This window comes from Bacillus aquiflavi, from assembly GCF_019915265.1.
GTDB lineage: Bacteria > Bacillota > Bacilli > Bacillales > Cytobacillaceae > Bacillus_BT > Bacillus_BT aquiflavi.
The window spans coordinates 894,466-915,965 of sequence record NZ_CP082780.1 but is presented as its reverse complement, the minus strand read 5'-3'; the positions used below and the strand labels follow the sequence as shown (position 1 = coordinate 915,965).

General features: G+C 35.2%; 17 protein-coding genes and 2 pseudogenes. 7 read left to right on the top strand and 12 right to left on the bottom strand.

The window, feature by feature from the left end:
- Positions 1–45 precede the first annotated feature (45 nt).
- Together K6959_RS04615 and nhaC are read right to left on the bottom strand one after the other, a co-directional pair.
- On the bottom strand, positions 46–3,297 hold the full coding sequence (locus K6959_RS04615; RefSeq protein ID WP_223087784.1) for an efflux RND transporter permease subunit: 3,252 nt from the start codon (positions 3,295–3,297) through the stop codon (positions 46–48).
- A 325-nt stretch (positions 3,298–3,622) separates the two neighbouring features.
- Positions 3,623–5,011: a Na+/H+ antiporter NhaC gene (nhaC, locus tag K6959_RS04610; RefSeq protein ID WP_223087783.1), complete on the bottom strand. Its 1,389-nt coding sequence runs from the start codon at positions 5,009–5,011 to the stop codon at positions 3,623–3,625.
- A 278-nt stretch (positions 5,012–5,289) separates the two neighbouring features.
- Here nhaC and K6959_RS04605 point away from each other — a divergent pair, with 278 nt between their 5' ends.
- Positions 5,290–5,922, top strand: a complete 633-nt coding sequence (locus K6959_RS04605; RefSeq protein WP_223087782.1) for a spore coat protein — start codon at positions 5,290–5,292, stop codon at positions 5,920–5,922.
- A 60-nt stretch (positions 5,923–5,982) separates the two neighbouring features.
- Here the strand turns inward: K6959_RS04605 and K6959_RS04600 are convergent, their stop codons facing one another.
- The 5 genes and pseudogenes from K6959_RS04600 to K6959_RS04580 all read right to left on the bottom strand — a co-directional run bounded on the left by K6959_RS04600 (position 5,983) and on the right by K6959_RS04580 (position 10,439).
- The gene (locus tag K6959_RS04600) at positions 5,983–6,567 is read right to left on the bottom strand and encodes a hypothetical protein (protein WP_223087781.1); all 585 of its coding nucleotides are present in this window, start codon (positions 6,565–6,567) and stop codon (positions 5,983–5,985) included.
- Between the two features lie 4 nt (positions 6,568–6,571).
- Positions 6,572–6,952 carry a hypothetical protein gene (locus tag K6959_RS04595; protein WP_223087780.1) on the bottom strand — a complete coding sequence of 127 codons (381 nt, stop codon included), beginning with the start codon at positions 6,950–6,952 and terminating at the stop codon, positions 6,572–6,574.
- 17 nt (positions 6,953–6,969) lie between these two features.
- Entirely contained in the window at positions 6,970–7,857 is an 888-nt protein-coding gene (locus K6959_RS04590; RefSeq protein WP_223087779.1) for a DUF6792 domain-containing protein, read from the bottom strand.
- 31 nt (positions 7,858–7,888) lie between these two features.
- Positions 7,889–8,533: a hypothetical protein gene (locus K6959_RS04585; RefSeq protein WP_163240415.1), complete on the bottom strand. Its 645-nt coding sequence runs from the start codon at positions 8,531–8,533 to the stop codon at positions 7,889–7,891.
- 321 nt (positions 8,534–8,854) lie between these two features.
- Positions 8,855–10,439, bottom strand: a pseudogene (locus K6959_RS04580) (peptide chain release factor 3).
- Positions 10,440–10,615: 176 nt separating this feature from the next.
- On the opposite strand from K6959_RS04580, the gene K6959_RS04575 reads away from it, so the two are divergent.
- The 5 genes from K6959_RS04575 (at position 10,616) to K6959_RS04555 (ending at position 14,889) form a co-directional block, all read left to right on the top strand.
- Entirely contained in the window at positions 10,616–11,404 is a 789-nt protein-coding gene (locus tag K6959_RS04575; protein WP_223087777.1) for a thermonuclease family protein, read from the top strand.
- Positions 11,405–12,072: 668 nt separating this feature from the next.
- Positions 12,073–12,306 (top strand): plasmid recombination protein, encoded by a 234-nt coding sequence (locus K6959_RS04570; RefSeq protein WP_163243451.1) that lies wholly within the window; start codon positions 12,073–12,075, stop codon positions 12,304–12,306.
- 282 nt (positions 12,307–12,588) lie between these two features.
- Positions 12,589–12,987: a hypothetical protein gene (locus tag K6959_RS04565; RefSeq protein ID WP_223087776.1), complete on the top strand. Its 399-nt coding sequence runs from the start codon at positions 12,589–12,591 to the stop codon at positions 12,985–12,987.
- 686 nt (positions 12,988–13,673) lie between these two features.
- Complete coding sequence (locus K6959_RS04560) at positions 13,674–14,210, top strand: TolB family protein (RefSeq protein WP_223087774.1); 537 nt, start codon at positions 13,674–13,676, stop codon at positions 14,208–14,210.
- 145 nt (positions 14,211–14,355) lie between these two features.
- Positions 14,356–14,889 carry a TolB-like translocation protein gene (locus K6959_RS04555; protein WP_223087772.1) on the top strand — a complete coding sequence of 178 codons (534 nt, stop codon included), beginning with the start codon at positions 14,356–14,358 and terminating at the stop codon, positions 14,887–14,889.
- Positions 14,890–14,945: 56 nt separating this feature from the next.
- Here K6959_RS04555 and K6959_RS04550 read toward each other — a convergent pair whose 3' ends face one another.
- Together K6959_RS04550 and K6959_RS04545 are read right to left on the bottom strand one after the other, a co-directional pair.
- Positions 14,946–15,659 carry an NAD-dependent protein deacylase gene (locus K6959_RS04550; protein ID WP_223087771.1) on the bottom strand — a complete coding sequence of 238 codons (714 nt, stop codon included), beginning with the start codon at positions 15,657–15,659 and terminating at the stop codon, positions 14,946–14,948.
- Positions 15,660–16,117: 458 nt separating this feature from the next.
- Complete coding sequence (locus K6959_RS04545) at positions 16,118–16,669, bottom strand: cell wall hydrolase (RefSeq protein WP_262421962.1); 552 nt, start codon at positions 16,667–16,669, stop codon at positions 16,118–16,120.
- Positions 16,670–16,940: 271 nt separating this feature from the next.
- Between K6959_RS04545 and K6959_RS04540 the strand changes: the two genes are divergently transcribed.
- A complete protein-coding gene (locus tag K6959_RS04540) occupies positions 16,941–17,495 on the top strand; it encodes a hypothetical protein (RefSeq protein ID WP_163243456.1) in 555 nt (184 codons plus the stop codon).
- A gap of 298 nt (positions 17,496–17,793) precedes the next feature.
- Here the strand turns inward: K6959_RS04540 and ltrA are convergent, their stop codons facing one another.
- The 3 genes and pseudogenes from ltrA to K6959_RS04525 all read right to left on the bottom strand — a co-directional run bounded on the left by ltrA (position 17,794) and on the right by K6959_RS04525 (position 21,112).
- Positions 17,794–19,092 (bottom strand): group II intron reverse transcriptase/maturase, encoded by a 1,299-nt coding sequence (gene ltrA, locus K6959_RS04535; protein ID WP_223087767.1) that lies wholly within the window; start codon positions 19,090–19,092, stop codon positions 17,794–17,796.
- Positions 19,093–19,680: 588 nt separating this feature from the next.
- A pseudogene (locus tag K6959_RS04530) lies at positions 19,681–20,677 on the bottom strand (S66 family peptidase).
- A 261-nt stretch (positions 20,678–20,938) separates the two neighbouring features.
- Complete coding sequence (locus K6959_RS04525) at positions 20,939–21,112, bottom strand: hypothetical protein (protein WP_163243367.1); 174 nt, start codon at positions 21,110–21,112, stop codon at positions 20,939–20,941.
- Positions 21,113–21,500 lie beyond the last annotated feature (388 nt).

The following is a 21,500-nucleotide window of genomic DNA, read 5'->3' as shown; positions in this document are numbered from 1 at the left end:
ACTAACTCACTCCCTTTCGGTGAAAGGGTATTTTCAACAACAATGTTAGTCTTCTCCTTTTTTATTTTTATCATCTTTTACAAGCTTTAACAGTTCCTCTAACATGTTAGCCATATCTTCTCGGTCGTATTTGCGTTCATGTGCTGGAAGTTGCTCTTCGGCTTTTTCCTTATCTGTTTCCACTTTTTCTTCTAGTAAGTAAGCAGGTATTAAGTGTCCATCAGGGGTTGCATACATTTTGTTTAATCGTCGAGTTTCTTTATCAAAGAAACTATAAACAACCGGAATAACAAATAACGTTAAGAAAGTGCTGCTAATCAATCCGCCTATAACAGTAATTCCCATTGGCTGATTTAATTCAGTACCCTCACCAAATCCAAAAGCAAGCGGCAGTAGCCCAAGTATTGTCGTTAAAGCAGTCATTAAAATTGGTCTTGTACGGTCTTTGACAGATTCGATAATCGCATCGTATGTCCGTAAACCGCTTTTCTTTCTTTGGTTAATATAATCAACAATGACGATAGCGTTATTCACAACAATTCCTGCTAAAACAATCACGCCAATAATCGCCATTAAACTTACTGGTGTTCTTGTGATCGTTAAAGCAACTGTTACACCGATAACCATTAATGGAACTGTAAACATAATAACAAACGGATATTTTAACGATTCAAATTGTGCTGCCATTACGATATAAACAAAGACAATCGCTAAAACAAATGCAAGCAGCATATCATCCATTGATGATTCAAGAAGTTCACGATCACCGCCAAAAACTATTTCAGTTTCTTCTGGCAGTTCAAGATCAGCAATTTTTTTTTCAACTTGTTTAGATATATCGCCTAGATTCGTTGAATTAGCATATTTTAACGTAAATTGAACGGCATCTTGCTGGTTAATTCGCTGTAAATTAACTGGACCTTTTCCTCTTTCAATTGTCGTTACTTCATTTAACGCAATAAAGCTTCCATCTTGTTTTTTTTTAAGAAGATTTTTTAACTCGTCTATGTTTTGGGTAATCTCTTTATCGTACTCAACAAAAACACTATAAATATTTGAATTTTCGTCTATCATTTCAGTTGCTTTCTTTCCGCGAGTAACATCATGGACAACCATCGCAATCTGAGACGGCACTAATCCCTCATTAAGTGCTTTTTCCCGATCTACAGTTATTTGTATCTCTTCAACTTGATTCGTTAAATCTGTTGATAGTTCTGTAACATCCTTCAATTCTTTTAACTTATCGTAAATTTTATTAACAGAATCGTCTAAACGGGCCTTATCAGAATCTCGGACACTAAATACTAACGTGTTAGGGTTAGATCCTGCTGAAGATTGCACACTGAATGAAACATCTGCTGTTTTGTTCACATTTCGTGCAGCTCTTTCAACATCCTTTTTCACATCATCAACAAATTCAAGTGTTGATCGATCTCGCTCTGATAAATCTTTCATTTTCACATACAATTCGGCAATATTTCCACTTGTTGTACCGCGAAATGATCCTTCTTGAGTAGTTCCAACTAGACTTACGTAGACATCAATCTCTTCTTCATCCTTTAAGACACTTTCAATTCCGGTCATAACCTTTTCAGTTTCTGTTAAGGCCGTTCCGTTCTCTAATTCGACTTTAATATTAAAAAAGCCCTCATCTGTAGCTGGCAGAAATTGTGTACCAACTGTAGTTAATCCGTATCCTCCGCTCACTAATAAAAGCAGAGCAATTATTAACACTGCTGCCCGATGACGAAGCGACCATTTAACCACTCTCTCTACAGTTTTTAATGTTTTCGACTGTTGTCTTTTTTGCTCAACGTTTTCTTTTGGAGCTTTTAATAATCTGCTCGCAAGCATTGGCACAATTGTCAAAGCGACAAATAAAGAAGCAAGTAAGCTAAAAGAAAAGGTTAAGGAAAACTCGGTAAATAATTCGCCAATAATTCCACTTAAAAACACAACTGGCAGGAAAACAGCTATTGTTGTTAATGTTGATGCCGTAATTGCAGTACCAACTTCTTTCGCACCATCTCTAGCTGCCTCTTTCGGATCTTTTCCCATTGATAAATGACGGTAAATATTTTCTATTACAACAATTGAATTATCAACTAGCATTCCAATGCCAAGTGCTAGTCCCCCTAGTGTCATAATATTTAATGTGAAATCGGCAAAAAACATTAACACAAATGTTACAATGACTGAATATGGTATCGCAACACCGATAATAAGCGGGCTTTTTATGCTTCTTAAAAAGAAGAACAGCACAAGCATTGCAAATACCCCCCCTACAATGAGGGACGAAGTGATATTATTAACTGCAATTTGAATAAACTCACCTTGGTCAAACAGGATTTCTCTTTCAATTCCTTCGTATTGTTTCTGATCAAGTAATTGATCTAATTCTTTAGTAAATTCCTTTGAAACTTCTGCTGTATTTGCATCTGATTGTTGTAAAACACTAAGAAGAACTGAGGGTGACTGATTTGTTCTCGTGATCGTTCGATCGTCCTGCTCTGCGACGTGAACATCACTAATTTCTCCGAGCGTGATCTTTTCACCATTCATTGGATTTACAGTTACAACTAAATTTTCCAAAATATCTACGGAATCAATTGTACTAACAATTCTAGTTGTTAACTCCATACCATCCGTTAAAATAGTATCACCTGGCATCGAGATATCATTACTTTGAATGACATTTACAACATCATCCTGTGTTAATTGATAATCTTTAAGTTTTTCTTGATTTAGTTCAACTCGAACTTCTTTAATTGCTGTACCAGACAGATTCACACTTGCAACTCCATCAACCTTCGTTAACTCTAATTTTAATTGATCAGCAAGCTCTCTTAATTTATCAGCATCTTCATCAGATCGAAGTGAAAGTTGAATAATCGGAAATTGGGAAGGATCAAATTTTAGGAATCTCGGTTTTTCCACATCATCCGGAAGGATTGTTTGATCTAATCTTTGAATTACTTCATTTTGAATCTCATCAATTGAAGTCGTCCACGAAAATTCCATTAAAATCAAATTTGCACTTTCCTGTGATGTAGAAGTTATCGTCTTTAAACCAGGTAAAGTTGCCAAGCTTTCTTCGAGAGGCTTAGTTACTTTATCAAGCACCTCCTCTGGGCTTGCTCCTGGATAAGAAGTGACAACAACTCCGACTGGCGGGTCAATTTCAGGAATAAGTTTTAACGGAATTTTCAAAAAAGAAACCGCTCCTAAAATTAACACTAAAAACATTGTAACTATGGTAAATATTGGCCTTCTAATTGAAAAATTACTAATTTTCATTGTGGACTCCTTTCCCATCTACTCTTTACGACTGACCAGATAGTCATAATTATATATCCAATAATACAAATATATATGAAGAGAAAAAATGGACGCAAGTTTTAAACAATGATTCTTTGATAGATTTGTAAAAGCAAATTTCAAAACTCCGTTTGCTGGCTACTAGAAATGATCAGAAAAGTTAGAATGTGAAGCGATCCTTCAAAAGGTTTAAGAACGCTTGTCAAGAGGCGGAGCACGAGGCGAAAGAGAATAGAACATATACGAAATGTTAGCAACGAAAAATGCAGAGCTCTTTTTCAAAGTTATGGCGGCCAAACTCTGTTTAGCTGGCCGCTTTCCTTGAAATGGTTAAACCGGTAATACTAAAAACAAGTGTTAAAATTGGAGAGAGTAAGCAAAAAAATGCAAATGGCAAATAATCAACTGTTGCCACCCCTAAAATATTTGTAATAAAAATTCCACAGACACTCCATGGGACGAGTGGGTTAACCACAGTTCCAGAGTCCTCTAAAATCCGCGACAAGTTTTTTGCCTCAAGACCCGCTTTTTTAAAATGTTCGCGAAATGCGTTTCCAGTCAATAGTATTGATAAATATTGCTCGCCTATTAGAAAATTAATCCCAATTGCAGATGCAGCAGCTGAACACATAAGAGATGGTGCATTGATTAATAATCTTTTCATACTTGAAAGTAATACTGGCAAAATTGTTAGTTTAAATAATAGCCCGCCCATAGATAAAGCAAGTAATACTAGCGAAATGGAAAACATCATGCTTTCCATTCCTCCCCGTGATAATAATGCATCTATTTCTTCAATTCCGCTAGTAGATTCATATCCAAAATATAATATACTTAACGCTTCCTTAAAAGTAACACTTTGATTGAAAATGAGCCCAATAATAGTTGCAGATATTATCCCAGTTGATAACGTAATGATAGCTGAAACACGTAAAATAGCTAACAGTGCCAATATGACAAATGGAATAAGTGAATACCAATGAACAATGTTAAGCTCCAATAACCCTTCTTTTAACAAGGTTATTTTCTCAAAATGTGCAATCGCCTCTGTTGGAGACAAAAATACAAAAATAATGAAAGAAATGATAAATGCTGGTACAGTCGTCCAAGACATATTGCGAATATGGTCAAACAAATCTACATTAACAACGGTAGATGCTAAATTTGTTGTATCAGACAATGGTGACATCTTATCTCCAAAAAAAACACCTGAAACAATTGCTCCCGCTGTAATCGGCAATGATAAATCTAACGCAGTGCTAACACTTATAAATGCCACTCCTAAAGTAGCAACAGTCGTCAAAGAACTGCCAATGCTCATTCCAATAACTGCCGTTACGGTAAACACGATCGCAAAGAAAAATTCCCCAGTTACAACTTGTAGGGCACCATATACAAATGTTGGTATCGTCCCGCTCATCATCCAACTGCTTATTAACATCCCGATAAAAAAAAAAATAAGTACCGCTCCTAATCCACTTTTAGCTTCATCAACCATGCCGTTCTCAAGCTCTTTAGCAGGAACCTTTTTCATCAGCCCATACGCTATCAGTAACATCAATGCGACCATAATTGGAATATGGGGAATCATTTCATAATAAATAATTGCTGTACTCATTCCTCCTATTAAAATAATAGAAATGAACAATGCCTCTATTGGCCTCAAATGGATGTCTATATGTTTTTGCTGCAAAATCCCCACTCCTTTATTTATGAAGTTTCATATAAAAGCATTTCTCAACATTTATCATTAAATTTTTATATGATTCTATTTAAGGACAAATGATATTTACATAAAAGCTTAAACGCTTTTGTTCATTAAAGCATTCTCAATCATATATGTTCATAACACTTTATGTCAAGTAGAAACATAATAGTTGATATTTTCAAAAAACATACTAAATATTTCTCGGTCGTTAGGGAAAGCTATGAATAAATTTTACAAAGAAAAAATATGAAGGAGGAAAAAAAATGAAAATAGCAGCGCATGAATTACAAGATTTGCATGAACTGACGTTGGGTTGTGTTAACTCAATTACAAACATGTCCTACATGTTACAGCATGTGCAAGATCCTGAATTTAAAAGTATACTCGAAAGACATTACCCTTTTCATATTCGAGATTATAACATGAAGGTTGAATATTTAAATCAAACTGAGGGTGCAAAAAAATCACTTCCTTTATTTAAAGAGCAAGGAACCCTCTCTAATTATACTCAGTCGCCTGTTAATGAATACTCTCCCGTACAACCGCGTACAGTTGTTCACGACATGAATGACCGTGAGATGGCTACAGCCTATTTATTAACATTAAAACGTGCAGGAAGGGAATATGCGTATTCAGCAATGGAAGCTGCAAACCCGGAATTACGATCCTTTTTGCAAACTGCCTTTATGATGAGCTGTAGTCACGCATATGATATATGGCAATATATGATACAAAAGGGCTATTACCCACTAGAACCTGCTGACGAAACGATGATCAGTAAAATTGGTGCTGCCTACGAAACCGTACAAGAAAATCAAGAAATCATCCAACAAGCGCTTAATGAATATAAAGGATCAAATCCAATCGCCGGCAAAAGTGATCAAATGTTTCAGTAATTTTCCACAAAATAAACGAACTGGAATAAACGGATTTTTTCTAGTTCGTTTATTTTCCTTTTAGCGAAAATCGAACAATGCTGCGATCTTTTTATCTTCAGCAAATAACTCTTCAATGCTCGTTCTGCTCTTTTTAATTAATTTTGTTTCTTCTTTGATAGCTGATTGATTTGGTTGGAGAAATGATTCAACGGAAGGCATATTTAATGAGGTAATTTGCTCACGGACATCAATTCTCTGGAGTGAACCTTCATCACCAAGATATACTTCATATTCACTTATTAATAAAGCTTGATAGCTTTTCGGATTTGCCTCGATATGATGAATTTTAGATATGAGGATTCTCCTTCTCTTTTCGTAATCATCTATTAGTTCTCTCTGAATCGTTTCCTCGTAACTTTGTAATATTTCCTCTTTCTCGGCGACAATCGAAAGCCCCTTTTGGTAAATTCTAACCGCAGCTGAAATATTTACTTTAATTGTTTTTCCGTTTGCATCTACTGGATAAAGGAGCATGTCCAAACCATCATAGCCTTTCCCCTCTCCGGCAATCGCATTCAGCATCTCCTCAATACTATGACCACTGTTAATAATTTTGAGTACTTTAGAAATATTTTCATCAATAGTATCTAATCTTTTCTGCATTCTTTTATAAATCTGAAATAATTTTATCCCGATCACAATGTCGTGACCGATTTTTTACAGTCTCTTTAGTCTTTTGATCACTTCTGATGTTATCCAGAGAGCCAATCAAGTCATATATTGCTTGTAAATCTTTCTCTAGGCCTGCAATTTCTTTAACAACCGCCTTTTTCTCGCTTTCCTTTAAATAGCCGCCTTTAACTAAAGCGTTCAAAAGCGGATCAGAATTTTCAGTTAAATAACGAATCACTTGCAACACTTCGGATGATTTCTGATTCATCTGTTTAATCATTGCAGACAATTCATCATAACGAGTAAAGTATGCTTTTACCCCGGATTTTACCCCTTTTTGCATTTCAGTGATTAAATCAAGATTAATTCCGAGCATCGCCTAAGCAACTACATCTAAGCCACCTTTCTTATAATCATCGGCATATTTAAGAATATATTGCTGAATTTTAGCTGCTTTCTTATCAGGAATTTGATCGACGAGAGAACGAATTCCACTAAGCGCGGATTTGTATCTACATATTTCACATCCCCTATACCTTCAATGAAGTCCCTTTTACCGCTGGCACCATAAAGTGAAATGAGCTGAAACGAATTTTCACCTCGATGTTGATAATATTTCTCTGCAAAAGCTTTTACTTCCTCGGGTGGGAGCGAGTAAATGGCATTATTATCATTATGCTTTAATTTAAACTTCCTTCTTAATTCACTCAAGAAATCTTTATCAATTTCCGCCAACTGATAAAAATCTGGTTGCGCCCCGTTTACACCGTACAACTTATCAAACTTGCCATCTACTAAGCGGACGTTCAGATTGTTATTTTCTGCGAGCGAATGAGCAAGGGCAATCGTCATAATTTCTAAAGGACTTTTTATTAAGCCGCGGTTTTTAATTTCGTTTAATGATTCATCTAAAAATTTTCCAGTATCTCGATATTGACTTCCATCTTGTCCGCCATAAATCCCGAATAGATTATAAAGCCAGTCGACTAAATCTTGGCTTCCTTGAGAAACGATGTATAACTGTTGAATATTTTCTTTTTCATTAGAGAAGAAAATCGCAGTTCCATCATAGCCAGATTGACGGTCGCGTAACTCTTCAAGCTCATCGGGGCGGATAATAGTAATATTGGCATTAATGTCTTCACCTGTTTCCTCGAAATGAATTCGTCTCAACTCTTTTTCAAACTTTTCTTTCGACATTTTTTTACTGTTATATTCTAACATTAAAGTCCGCAACCATACTTCTTCTAATTCAAGAACTTCGTTTTGTTCTGTTTTCATTTTTTACTCACCTTCTTTTTACTTTCAATTACTATGAATTATCGCTCTCTTCCTTAGCTGGAATAAACGTAATTGATTCCATTAACATTTTTGCTAGTTGTTCAGCCTCATTAACATCTAACTGACAAGGCTTATTCTCATCATCGCACCCAATATTAAAAATAAATTGGATTGCTTGCTTACTATTTTTTGCTTTAATATAGCTAAAAAAGAAATAATCTACTAAGTTTGTGTTCTCAAATTTTTTTTCCCTTTTTGCATAGTAAATTTGCTTATCTGGTAAGCTTATTTCTTCAAATTCCCCTTCATATTTGACACGACTTTGTAAGTTACTTAAATCACTTTGATATGAATTAGGATGCGTTTCAAAGTACCATATGTTGACATAATAAGAGATGTTCTCACCAAACGGTGCTCCAATATCAATTTTTTCAAAACTTTTCTTATGAATACCATAAAATTCATCACTAAGTTGAGCATTTTCGGGGAAAAGCATTGTATAGCCGTTCGTTCCAGAGCGAAATAAATAGAAGCCTGGTTTTACTTCCTTGGTTGAATCGAGAAACTGCCGTGTGAACTCATCTTGAAATGCCTCTACTTGCGGCAACTCTTCGGGAGAAAGTTCTTTTGAGGCTTTTTGTTCATTCTCTTCGCTCTGTTTGCCTTGATTACTCATTTGACAACCTCCTATGAATAAAAGAATGACAATTAACATTGAAATATATGCACTTTGTCGCAATCGACAAACCCCTTTCAACAAGTTTGTTTAAGCATAAAAACAATGGAAATAAATATAATGATATTTTAATAGAGGCCTATTGGAAATACAACCATTTTATGTATATGAGGGGAGTGATGGAGAACTTATATTTAAATGTAAATCGTGGAGATATTTTTTAAATTACCTCCACGATTTATTCTTTCGGTTATGATGAATCTTGAACTTCTCATAGTAATTCTTGTGGCGAACACAAGCTGTATTTGCCTCAACCTTAAATTATTTATTTGCATCCATAGGATTAATAAGTTGGACATGAGGATTTTTTTCTTGGAACCATCTTAATGCAAAATCGTTTTCAAATAAAAAGACACGTTGTTCCTTTTGATCTCTTACAAGTAAACTTCTTGAATTCGATAATGACTCATCAACTTTTTCATTTCCTACCCAGCGAGCTATTTTTGATCCTAATCGTTCAAAAATCACTTCGACGTTATACTCATTTTTCATTCGATGTTCAAATACTTCAAACTGAAGCTGTCCGACAGCACCTAGTAAATAATCTTCTGTTCTCGTTTTATAAAGCTGAATAGCTCCTTCCTGTACTAGCTGTTGAATTCCTTTATGAAAATGCTTTTGTTTCATGACGTTTTTAGCTGTTACTCGAACAAATAACTCTGGTGTAAATTGTGGAAGCTCCTCATAGAAAAAGCCTTCTTTATTCGTTGTTAGCGTATCACCAATTTGATAAGTACCTGGATCATATATGCCAATAATATCGCCACTCACTGCTTCATTTACTGTACTTCTATCATCTGCCATAAATTGAGTCGATTGTGATAACTTTAACTGCTTGCCAGTTCGAGATAAATAAACTGACATTCCACGTTCAAATTTGCCTGAACAAATTCTTATAAATGCAATCCGATCCCGATGTGCAGGATTCATATTCGCTTGAATTTTAAAAACAAAACCAGAAAATTGCTGAGAGGTCGGATCAATTTCTCCACGAGATGAATGGCGTGGTTTTGGAGCTGGAGCAAATTTTAAATATGTTTCCAAAAATGTTTGTACACCAAAATTTGTTAAAGCACTTCCAAAGAAAACAGGCGTTAACGTTCCATTCATCACTCTATCTTCAGAAAATTCATTTCCCGCCTCATTTAAAAGCAGCAGCATTTCCTCTAGAACTTGATCATATAATGCAGATTGTTGTAATGGATGGTCAACTGCTAGTTCCCCAGCTTTATTTAAAGGTAAAAAAAAACGCTCTTCATCACTTTTTCTAAATTGTTCAATTCGATTGTAATACCGGTCATATATGCCGAAAAAAATCTTTCCCCATCCCAATCGGCCAATTCATTGGATATGACTCAATTCCTAAAACTTCTTCTAGTTCAGCTAATAAATCAAGTGGCAATTTACCTTCACGATCTAACTTGTTAATAAAAGTAAATATAGGGATTCCTCTCATTCGGCAAACTTTAAACAGTTTAATTGTTTGCTCTTCTATCCCCTTTGCTGAGTCAATGATCATCACCGCACTATCAACAGCTGTTAATGTTCGATACGTATCTTCACTAAAATCCTCATGTCCCGGAGTATCTAATATATTAATACGATAGCCATCGTATTCAAATTGCATGACACTTGAAGTGACCGAAATGCCCCGCTGCTTTTCAATTTCCATCCAATCACTTGTCGCATATTTTCCCGTTTTCTCTCCTTTTACTGTACCTGCATCTCGAATCGCTCCTCCAAACAAGAGCAGTTTTTCCGTTAACGTTGTCTTCCCAGCATCCGGATGGGAAATAATTGCAAATGTTCTTCTTGATAATACCTCTTCATTAAATTGTTTACCCATTTTTGTTTATCCTCTCTATTCCGGAATTACATCTGTCCTTACAATATTATCGCCACTAAAAGCGGATTGCAATTGTATTTTTATCATGTTATTTAGTATATTAAAAAATGTTAACGTGTTACAATCAAGGAGTTTTCTAATATGAAAACCTTTTTTGCATAAGGAGGAAATCATTTATGAGAAAATTAATTTTTTTTTTATTGCTATCGATTTCAGCCATTATTTTTTCAGGTTGCGGAGAAATCAATGAAACGAGCGATAAAAATATAACAGAAACAACGAATACAGAAGTTCAAGAAGTCGAAACAGATCAAGCTGCGGAGTCACATTCATTTATGAAAGCGACAGTCATAAACGTAGTTGATGGCGATACAATTGATGTTCGATTTGAAGATGGTAAAAAAGAACGAGTTCGCCTTATTCTTGTGGATACACCGGAAACAAAACATCCAAAGAAGCCTGTGCAGCCTTTTGGCCCAGAAGCATCTGATTTTACAAAAGATACACTTCTTCATCAGGATATTAAGTTAGAACTTGATGTAGAGGAACGTGATCGCTATGGGCGCATTTTAGCTTATGTATATGTTAATGAAAAAATGATCAACGAAATGCTTTTAGAAAAAGGGCTTGCTAGGGTCGCTGTATTTCCGCCAAATACCAAATATGTAGATCAATTTCGGGCAATCCAAGAAAAGGCACAAAAAGAGGAGCGAGGAATTTGGTCGCTTGAGAACTATGTGACAGATAAAGGATATGAAACGGACCATTCCGAACAGCAAAACAGCCCATCCACACAAACGAGTAATAGTTGTCAAAGCCCCACTATTAAAGGAAATATAAACAGTAAAGGAGAAAAGATTTATCACGTTCCAAGCGGGGATTTTTACGATCGGACGATAGCAGAAGAAATGTTTTGTTCAGAAGACGAAGCGGTTCAAGCTGGTTATCGCAAATCCCAACGCTAGTTACATAGCTTTTAATCGTACCCCCTATCTAGTTTAATACGATCCCTTTTTATAGAAGATATATATATCATTTTTCAATAGGAACAATATAAAGAGTATATTTTATATAAAAATAACCTGAGTCCTTGTAAATTTAGGACTCAGGCTAAAAAGGCGGCAGTTCGTTTTTGAGGTACAAGGTACTCTTTTCATCCTCTAAAACTATTAATTAAGTATTATTGAATTTTAAATAAACTTTCATTTATTTTTAAGGAAGTAGTTTTTATTGATTATACCGTTTTTTCCTATATCGTCTTTCAATCCATTTGAGGCAAAATACCAGTATTCGGATCAACGGTTGAATTTAAATTCTGAACCATTATCGAGTTGAATAGTATTCATTCAATGTTCCTTTTATCGCAATTGAATCAATCCCTCTAATTTTGTTTGAATTAGACACTTAATCATAACAGAGGGATTTTTAGTGTTCCTAATGCAAAAAAGCGAGTGCTCTAATTGGCTTTTATCAGTTTCCAATTAGGTCTTTTTCTAGTAACATGGAAGGTAACAATAAGGGGGTGATTTTTTTTTTCATGGGATAAGCAATTTTTCGGGTACAAAAAAATCAAGATTGAAGAAAAAAATGTGATGCATGTCATTGTTCACATAGACGAAAAAAAACGACTCATATGCATGTGGTCGCCGTGCCGCTCATTGAAAAATATGACGGCAGACGAAAGCAAGATGTGCTGGCGATTAACTGTAGGCATTTTATAAAAACTTGTAATGATATGGCAGTAGTTCAGACTAAATATGTGGAGCATATGAAGCGAAAAGGCTTTGATTTAGAGCGTGAACTTGAAAAGGCAAATACTAAACAGTTAGATGTTACACGTTACAAATTACAGAAAAATCAAAAATAATGAGCTATGACAGAAAAGGCATTACTAGAAAAAAGAAATGGATTGGAAAAAGTGCATTCTGCGGTTGAAAAAAATCTTGAGATACTTTCAGATGCAAAAGAGTAAATTCCATTTTTTAAAAAAGAATAGAAATTTTTCATTATAAAGAATAAATGCCTCATTTAATTCAGGAGTGATCATATACGTAAATTTTTTTTATTATTTTTACTAGCTGTTTTCATTCTATCATTCGTTGTAATGAAAATATTTACTTCTACACAACTCATAGAGGAAGCACAAGCTATGATTGTTGTGATTTTAGTAGTAGGAGCCCTTTTTCACTTCTCTTTTCTTCCTTACGTAGGCAATCGTATAATTGAAAAATACGGTGTTCGGGCCATCGCTTATATCCGTTCTTCAAAGATTAATAAGGGTATCTTTTTTGAACACGCTGGCATTTGGTCTAATCGCGTTGATGTGCAACTTGAAATCACAGGACCTGATGGTAAAAAATTTTCAGCTAAAGCACGTGATTTCATTGTGTATTGGGAAGCTGAAGCATTCCACTCTCATAAAAAAATGGTCGTTCGCTACTTCCCTATTTATAAAAAAAGAGTACGTTTTGACCCTATGCACCATAGAGAAAAACGAGAGCGTGTTGTACAGAGCTTTGAAAAAAGACAAACTAATATAAGCTTGTGACGCCTTTTAACAACTGATGAAGATGAAGCACACAAGCTTTTTCCTGTTGGTTTAAAATTTGATTAAAAGTTGGCTACCCATCAATTTAGTTTTATTCTATGCTCTGATTGCGGTCTTTTCGTAAAGTTTTTTTCATGTTCTTGCAAAAAACTATTCTTTTTTAATTATCTCACTACTGAAAGTTGTCACTTACTCCTTCAAAAACCTCTCAACCGCTTACGTCATTTCTTGCTCATAAACATCATCCGCTTTTGTCAACAAAATCATTAAAAGAGCGAAATTCACTTTTCAGAAGGAAAAAGCCAAGTTTTCTCGGGGAAAATGACTTTTTAAAAGACCAAATAAGCGATTTGAAGCGTGAAATAAAAATTGTGTACGGCGGAAAGAGCCCCCTCAAAATCGAGGGGGTTGGGGAATCCTTGGTATATTTCAAAATCTTTTTTCATTTATCAATTTGATTATTTATAATATTTTCTAATTACATTAACATATAATAACGAATTTCGGGACTAATCACCATAATTCCCCATTAATTTATTGCTACTTTGCAACGATCGGATCATCGCTGAAGAAATCTTTTGTTGAGAAGAAGCTGATGATCATTTATTTACAGCGCATAACTTTAGTTGTACATATAACACCGCTATATAGGAAAAAATAACTTTATTTAATGGGGGTGTTTTAACATGTTAAGATTCATAATTGCTTGTATGTTTCTCTTCTTTCAATTCTTTACTATCCCTGTAAACGCCGATCGTCACACTACGACTGATTTAAAACTTGCTTTTATAAGAGGGGAAAATTTATGGACTAAAATAAACGGTGTGGAAAAACAAATTACAAAGGAGGAAAACATCCTTTCTTCACCCCAATGGTCAGTTGATGGTGAATGGATCCTTTACCAACAAACAGTTCCTGACCTTGAGAAATCTCGAACTGAAATTTGGGTATACAATGTGAAATCAAGCAAAAAGATAAAAATATTTTATGATGGACAAAACCCTCAATGGGCTCCAAATCGAAATATTGTTGCTTTTCAAGGAAATGGCGTCTTAAATGTTTCTAATTTAAAACAGTTTAATAATATGACATTCGGGGTTGATACATATACATGGACACCAGAGGGAAACGGATTTATCGTTTCTTCTAGCGCTTTTCCCCGACCTGATGGTTGGACGAATCCGATCCTATATAAAGTCAGCTTAGAAAAAAAAAAAACGTGAGAAATTATTTGTCATCCCGAAAAACCTTTCAAAAGGAAGTACTATCATTCAATCCATTGATACAGAAAGGCTCACCTTTTCTCCAGATGGTCAATGGATTTCTTTTATCGTTACCCCCACCGCTTCGCTTTCAATGGATTATAATATGCTATGCGTCATCTCAAAAGATGGAAAACAATTTATAGTCGTTGATGAAGTGATTCTCCCTGTATCTGAACCAAAATGGGCTGAATCCAAAAATATTCTCGGCTACATTGCAGGCGGCGGTCGAATGACAATCGACATTAATAATAAAGCGTTAAAACTTAAAGAGTTCAAAACTTTTCATTCAACTGTACTTACGCCTCCTCACTATGCTGATATCGGCTTTACATGGGTTAATGATTCTAAAATGATCGTTTCCCGGGTCAAAGAACAAGAATGGTCAAGCGATCCACAAAAAACTTTGCCATCACTTTTTTTAATCGATTTAAAAAGCTTAAAGCAAACTGAAATTTCCTCACCAAAAGGAGAAAGTGGTAACTATGATCCATTTTACGTTAAGTCTCTTAAAAAAATAGCATGGTATCGAAAAGCAAGTTTAATGGATGCTAAAGCAAATATTTGGATGGCTAATATTGATGGTTCAGATGCTGAATGTCTACTCACAAATGTTGAGTTTGTTTCATTCTATCAATAGTATCCTTTTTTTACCTAAGGATACTATTGAAATAGAAAGAAACTTAAGAAACTTTTCTATTGCATACTTAGATCGTTAGCCTGCAACACATCACCAATTTTTTGTCCGTGTATTGTTAAGTCCGCATACATATCGAATTGAGTTGGTTCCATATTAATGATGACAAGTTTTGCTCCGTTTTCTTTCGCGAGAAGTGGAAATTGATTTGCAGGGGTGACTGTTAATGATGAACCGAGTACAATAAAGAGATCTGCTTTCTGACTTTCTTCAGTGGCAATCGTGAATGCTTTTTCCGGAAGCATTTCACCAAATAAAACGACAGACGGCCGTAAAACACCGCCGCATTCACATTGATACCTTCTTGTTAAATAGATTTCACTGCTAGATGATTTTCCACAACTCTCACAGTGAACGTTTTGAAGTGTTCCATGAAGCTCCGCAACATTTTGACTGCCTGCCTCTTGGTGAAAGCCGTCAACATTTTGCGTAATGATTGTGTTAATTAGCCCTTCCCTTTCCCATTTTGCTAAAATTCGATGCCCTTTATGCGGTTTACATTCCTTCAGTCCAATTACCCGGTGGAGATAAAATTGAAAAAAATGTTCTACATTTTGATTTAGTGCATCAACACTTGCTATTCTGCTAGGATCTTCTTTATTCCAAAGCCCATTACTAGAGCGAAAATCAGGGAGCCCACTTTCTGTTGACATACCAGCTCCGGTTAATAGTACAACATTACTTGCTTCCCTTAATAAATGAGAAAACAGCATTAATATTTGCTCCTCCTTTCATCCATCTTCATTTTAGCGAATAATCGTATACGATTCCAACGGCATGTACTCAAAAAAGGGTTATTCATTCCTTCCTACCCGACTCTCTTTCTTTTTCAATAGAATAACAGCTGATACTGCTAAAAAAAGAGAAATAGACAAGTAAATGATAGTTGCTACACGAGATGTATATAACATTTCACCTAGGGGCTGACTCGTAATCTTATACAGGGCGAGCGCGAAAAATACACCGCTGAAAAATAATCTAACCAACCCTCTTAGTTTATCCCCCAAAACTTTCACCTCGCATTTTACTTATTTTTAAAAATTATATAATATAAAATCGATAAAAGTTTGAATAAAATAGTAGATTTATAAAATTATTGCTTACAATTTTGTGAACTATTTAATATTACTAAAAAAATCCGTACTAAATAGTACGGATTTTTAAAAGTAGACTATTTGGCAAAGCGGTGTTTACCAATTACAGTAGTTACTTCTTTTGAACGCAGCCATTTATTGCTTGTTTTATCAGGGTTGAAAAAATATAAAGATCCTTTTCCGCTCCCTTTTAATGCAAGTGCTTCCATAACGGCCTTTTTGGAATCTTCGTCGGCATGTTCGTTTATTGTCCCATTTGCTACTGGTTCAAATTGTCTTTTTTGATAAATAACATCTTTAATCGTGTTTGGAAATAGTTTACTTTCAACTCGATTTAAAACGACTGTTGCCACAGCTACTTTTCCTGCATATGGTTCACCTTTTGCCTCAGCATGTACAAGTCTAGCTAATAATTCTTTTTCACTATCAGTAATCGAATCAGGTATAATCAATTTATCTCCAGGAGAAACGTTTTCTGTTTTAATAAAGTTTACATCGCGTAATTTGTTTACAGGAACACCGAATTTCACCCCAATTCGATAAAGTGAATCACCTTTTTGAACTGTATAAAATTTCGTTCCTTCAACCGTTTGTGCATTTGTGTTTATATATTTTATTTGGGGAATAATTGTAAACACTAGTAATATAGCACTAAAAAATATAATTTTCTTCACTATAAATTTCCTCCTTCTAAATAGAAATTGGTCATGTACTAACCTAACAGAATTTCTAAAACATCTCCAGACCTTAATTATTTCCATGGAAATACAGGGAAAATGATTCTTTTTTTTTAAAATAAGAGATAACTATTTTATATTTAGGTATTAAGAACTATTCTCTTCATGGAAGAATATAGTAAAATCTATTAAAGAAGTAATTACTTTACTAAGGAGGTAAAAAGTGAAGGAGATAAATAGAAAAGAGTTTTTGAAACTAGTATCAGAATCAAAGTTTTATAAACTTTATCATGAACAATTAATGTCTGAAAACGATTTTATGTTAACTCCGCTATTAGGTACAGATAGTCATCAATATGGATGGCGCATTCAATACGAATTAAAAACTAAAACGAACGACAAGTTACATATACAATTCACTTCAACTTTAACGTTTGAATATATTTTTAAAACAGCAAAACTAACTATTCTTTTAACAGATTACACATCACTGCTAAAAGATAATTGCTATCATATTCATCATTTAAATACCGATCAAAAAAAAATTGTCGATATTTCGGCAGACGTAGCCTACAAGGAGCTTTTTTCTCAAATTAACAATGAGAAAACATTGCTTCATGTTGCTCGTAAAGAACTGAATAACGACTTAGATCGGGCTTTATGCTGGCGTTGCACTCAATATCAATATGGCGGCGGTTATTATAAAAACGGCATCTATATTCCAAAATGGAAAAAATGTATTAAAGGTTATTGGTCAGATCAATGCATCGTTCGTTAGTTGATTAAAGTCAGTATCCTTTATGTTCAGATAATAAAATAGAAATAAATGGCGTATTTTTTCTTTTAACGAGTCCGACGATTGTAAGTATTAATCAGGGAGGAGCATCAGCTAATAGAGTAGAGTAGAAAACAGGAATTAGATACTGCCTTCTTTGTCCTCGGGGTTCAGGGTGTTCCACCTTACTAAGCCAGACAAGAGGGCAATTCCTTTTCCTGCTCCCCCTCATCATCAAACCGTACGTGAAGTTTTCCCTCATACGGCTTTCCGACGTTCTTCTTCCTTTGGCTTTACGGATTTAATTCGCTAATTTCACCAATATGAATTGGACTTTATTTACTGTATCTTGAAGATAGGCATGTTTATGTCGTTTATTTCTTTTCTTGTTATGAAAAAGATTTAAACGTTGTAACACATACCAGTCAATGCGATTCAACCACCTCTTGGACATTGGAGAAAATTGGTAGTAATTCTTGAATCCTTGTAACCTTCGGTTCAGTCCCTTCACCAATTCTTTTATGTCCATAAATAGTTTATGTCGTGGTTCCGTAAAATCCTTGATTTTCTTTCGCATCTTCTTCATAGCCTTCTTACTCGGGACATGGTTCATGATTAAGAATGTTCGACCACCCTTTTTACGAATGGGGAATTTTCGATGATGGAATCCCAGAAAATCAAATCCGTCACTGTCATCCCAGATGTTGACGAGTCTTGATTTCTCCTTATGTAGTGAGAGGTCAAGTTTTCCCATAATTGCTTGGATGACTCGTATACCTTCTAGCGCTTGCTGTTTTGTCCTGCACAAAATGACAAAGTCATCCGCATAACGAATAAGAGAACCTAGATGGCTGAATTTCTTTTCCCAGAGGGAATCCATCACATCTAAATATATGTTCGAAAGTAATGGTGAAATCACACCGCCTTGAGGGGCCCCCAAGACAGAATTCCTCACTTTTCCTTCTTCCATGATTCCTGCTTGTAGCCATTTGCGAATCAATTTCAGCACTTTGCGGTCACTAATTCGCTGTTCTACAAGTTTCATCAATTTATCATGGTTGATGTTATCAAAATAACCTTGGATATCGACGTCTAATACCCAATAGCTTTTCTTGCTCTCTTTCCTGATTTTCGCTATGGCTTGATGCGCATTCCTTTTGGGACGGAAACCATAAGAACAATCTTTAAAGTCAGCTTCAAAGATAGGTTCTATGACTAGCTTGGTTGCCATTTGTACAACCCTGTCCTTGATGGTTGGGATTCCTAATGGACGTTTCTTTCCATCATCTTTAGGGATGTAAGTACGTAAAACTGGTTGTGGATGATATCGATTTTCCTTCAGTTCAAGATAAATCTCATTAAGAAATCTATCCTCCCCATAGATCTCAATATTTTCCATAGTCTGAGAATCTACTCCACTACTCCCTCGATTTCTTCTTACTCTTTGCCATGCTTCCCACAAGATATCAGGTCGATAAATCTTATCATATAAGGCATGAAACCGGCGTGTCTTGCTTTCCTTGGCACAAAGGTATAATGTTTTCCAGAGTTCTTGAGCTTTTGCATAATTGGTGTAGTTAGCCATTTTCTTGGCATTCACTGACTCTTACCTCCTTGAATATATGAACGAAGTAGGGTATTGGCTTTTGCCGTCCTTCCCTAGACAACGTTGTGTTGGCATTGTCATCATTGGTACTATGACCCCCTCCGACTCCCTCTCAGTCCATCCACCACTTCGCTTCATGCTTATAGGTTTCTGTGTTACTTCTTTAGAAGTGACCGAGGAGGGTATCCCCAGTTCCGTTAACTACTTTCCTAACATGTCGTTCCCCTTACCCCGAGGGATTCTTCAGTGCTGAATTCCAAGTTCCTCACACCTTCCATGGTTTTCGCCCATGTTCACCAGGCTCAACTTCCCTTTGTCCTCAACGAGGGTTGTAATTGACGAGGCGGCAGGATTCACTTCATGTTACGACCTGCTAGGTTGCTCGCACTCACGAATGAATTACTTTGTCACAGGGCTTCAACCTTAGGATTTCTCTACCAGTTGCCTGTCAGCTACTGAGCGTCTTGGCACTTACTCAGGTTGGACTTTCACCAACTAGCAATTAACGGCCTGCTGGGCGCGCTGAACATTGAAAAATGCTCAGAGATTTTTTCGCTGAGCATTTCTTTTTAGTTTACTTTTTTATTTAAAATATTGTAATATTGTCCCTTGTTTATTATATACGCTAATCTCAGCGTACGCTCCATTTATAAACGTAATTTGCGGCGGAACATGACCACAATCAATGTCATATATAATTGGGATTTGAAGCTTCTCAGAAAGTTTCCTATAAACATCCTCAACTGTATAATTTTCAATAGGAGTATTAGCAGGACTTCTTCCGAACATAATCCCTGAACAATGATTAAACCAACCAGCTAATTACATTTGGATAAGGGACCGATGCAAACCGGCGGTTGAACATTTGTCATTTTCAAAAAACCCAAATAACTGGCTCATCTTGAATATGATTTTTCCTAAAATAAGCTACATCTCCATATGGTGTTTCAATTACATGCCTAATAATGTTAATACATTCTTCAAGCAAACGTCCCTGCGGCTTAACACGACCGCTTGGAATCGATTTCCAATTAGTTTATTCGGTTAAATTGAAGACATATGGGGCAGGTTTATCTAACTGCCATTCTTTTTGATATTTTTTTGATGAAGTCGGTTTTATCCACAAAAAAGGACGAGTCAATTTTGCACGGTCGTTTCATCTGAATATTCTCCCCTTAAATCGACTAAATTCGTTCCACGAGCAGTAGCCATACCTGTTTTTAAAGTGATAGCTAATAATAATCGACTAACATCCACTTATTTTTCATATGTTCAAAGTCAATATATTCAAGCATCTCAATTAGTAATTCTCCACCCATGGAGGAATAATAAGATGAATATTTTTATCCTGCATCATTTTATTAAAGTCTTCTGCGCGAACTTTAGCTGGAGCAGACCTTACTTGATCTTGATCCAAGCAATATTACCGCAAATAACATTAAATCCTTTTGTTTTCATTCGGTTACAGACAGTTTCCAATAGTCTATGTAATTCTTTTGGTACTCCTGATGATGGTGCAGTAACCCCTATTGGCCCCTTTTTCTAAAAACGGATATTTTATTACGCATATCCCTCCTATACTTTTTTAACAATAAAAATATAGTTAAAAATTTTTTCTTTAACTTTACGACATTCATTCCCCACCTACTCATTGGTCTACACCCTTCACATCCCTCGAAGATGAGAGACTTCGTTAAATTTAACCACGTTAAACTTTCTTATAGGGAAGGATATTGAGCGGAAATAAATTATATCCTTTAGATCTAATTATTTTTTTTGGTTTACTAATATTTCATATAGGAATTCAGAACGGAAAATAGTACACCATAATTACCTTTTATCACTTTGCTTTTTGCAAATTCTCTTTTAGTTCAGGAATAGTAAGCACTCCAAATACTATGATGAAAATGACCATCCCACTAATAAAATCTGAGGCTAATGACTTCATATTCAACAGACCTTGGACACTAATGCTGACAAAAAAAGCAATCGAAATTTTTAAAATATTTTTCAACATAATCCCTCCTGTTAAATTATCATTTTCTACATCAACTTTCAGTACTTTACAGATTAGACAACTGGAATGAAAGCGCTTTAAATTGTGCTTTAATAAAAGAATAATCACAAAGCTTAAATTAATCAATAACAATTTCATGAATTTTTAAAAAAACAATCAAAAGGGGCTTGATACTAGTTTATCAACCCTAGCTTGCTTTAAACATTTCTAAAAAAAGAGTAGTGTTTGGCAACATAAACTGCTAAACACTACTCAAATCACTGCTTCGATCAAGTTAATGATCCATTCCTTTATTATCATTTTGCTTTTTACTTTAACATAATAGTTAATTTTCACTGCAGTTAAAGATTCATTAAATTCATATATCACACTAAAAAACTATCTT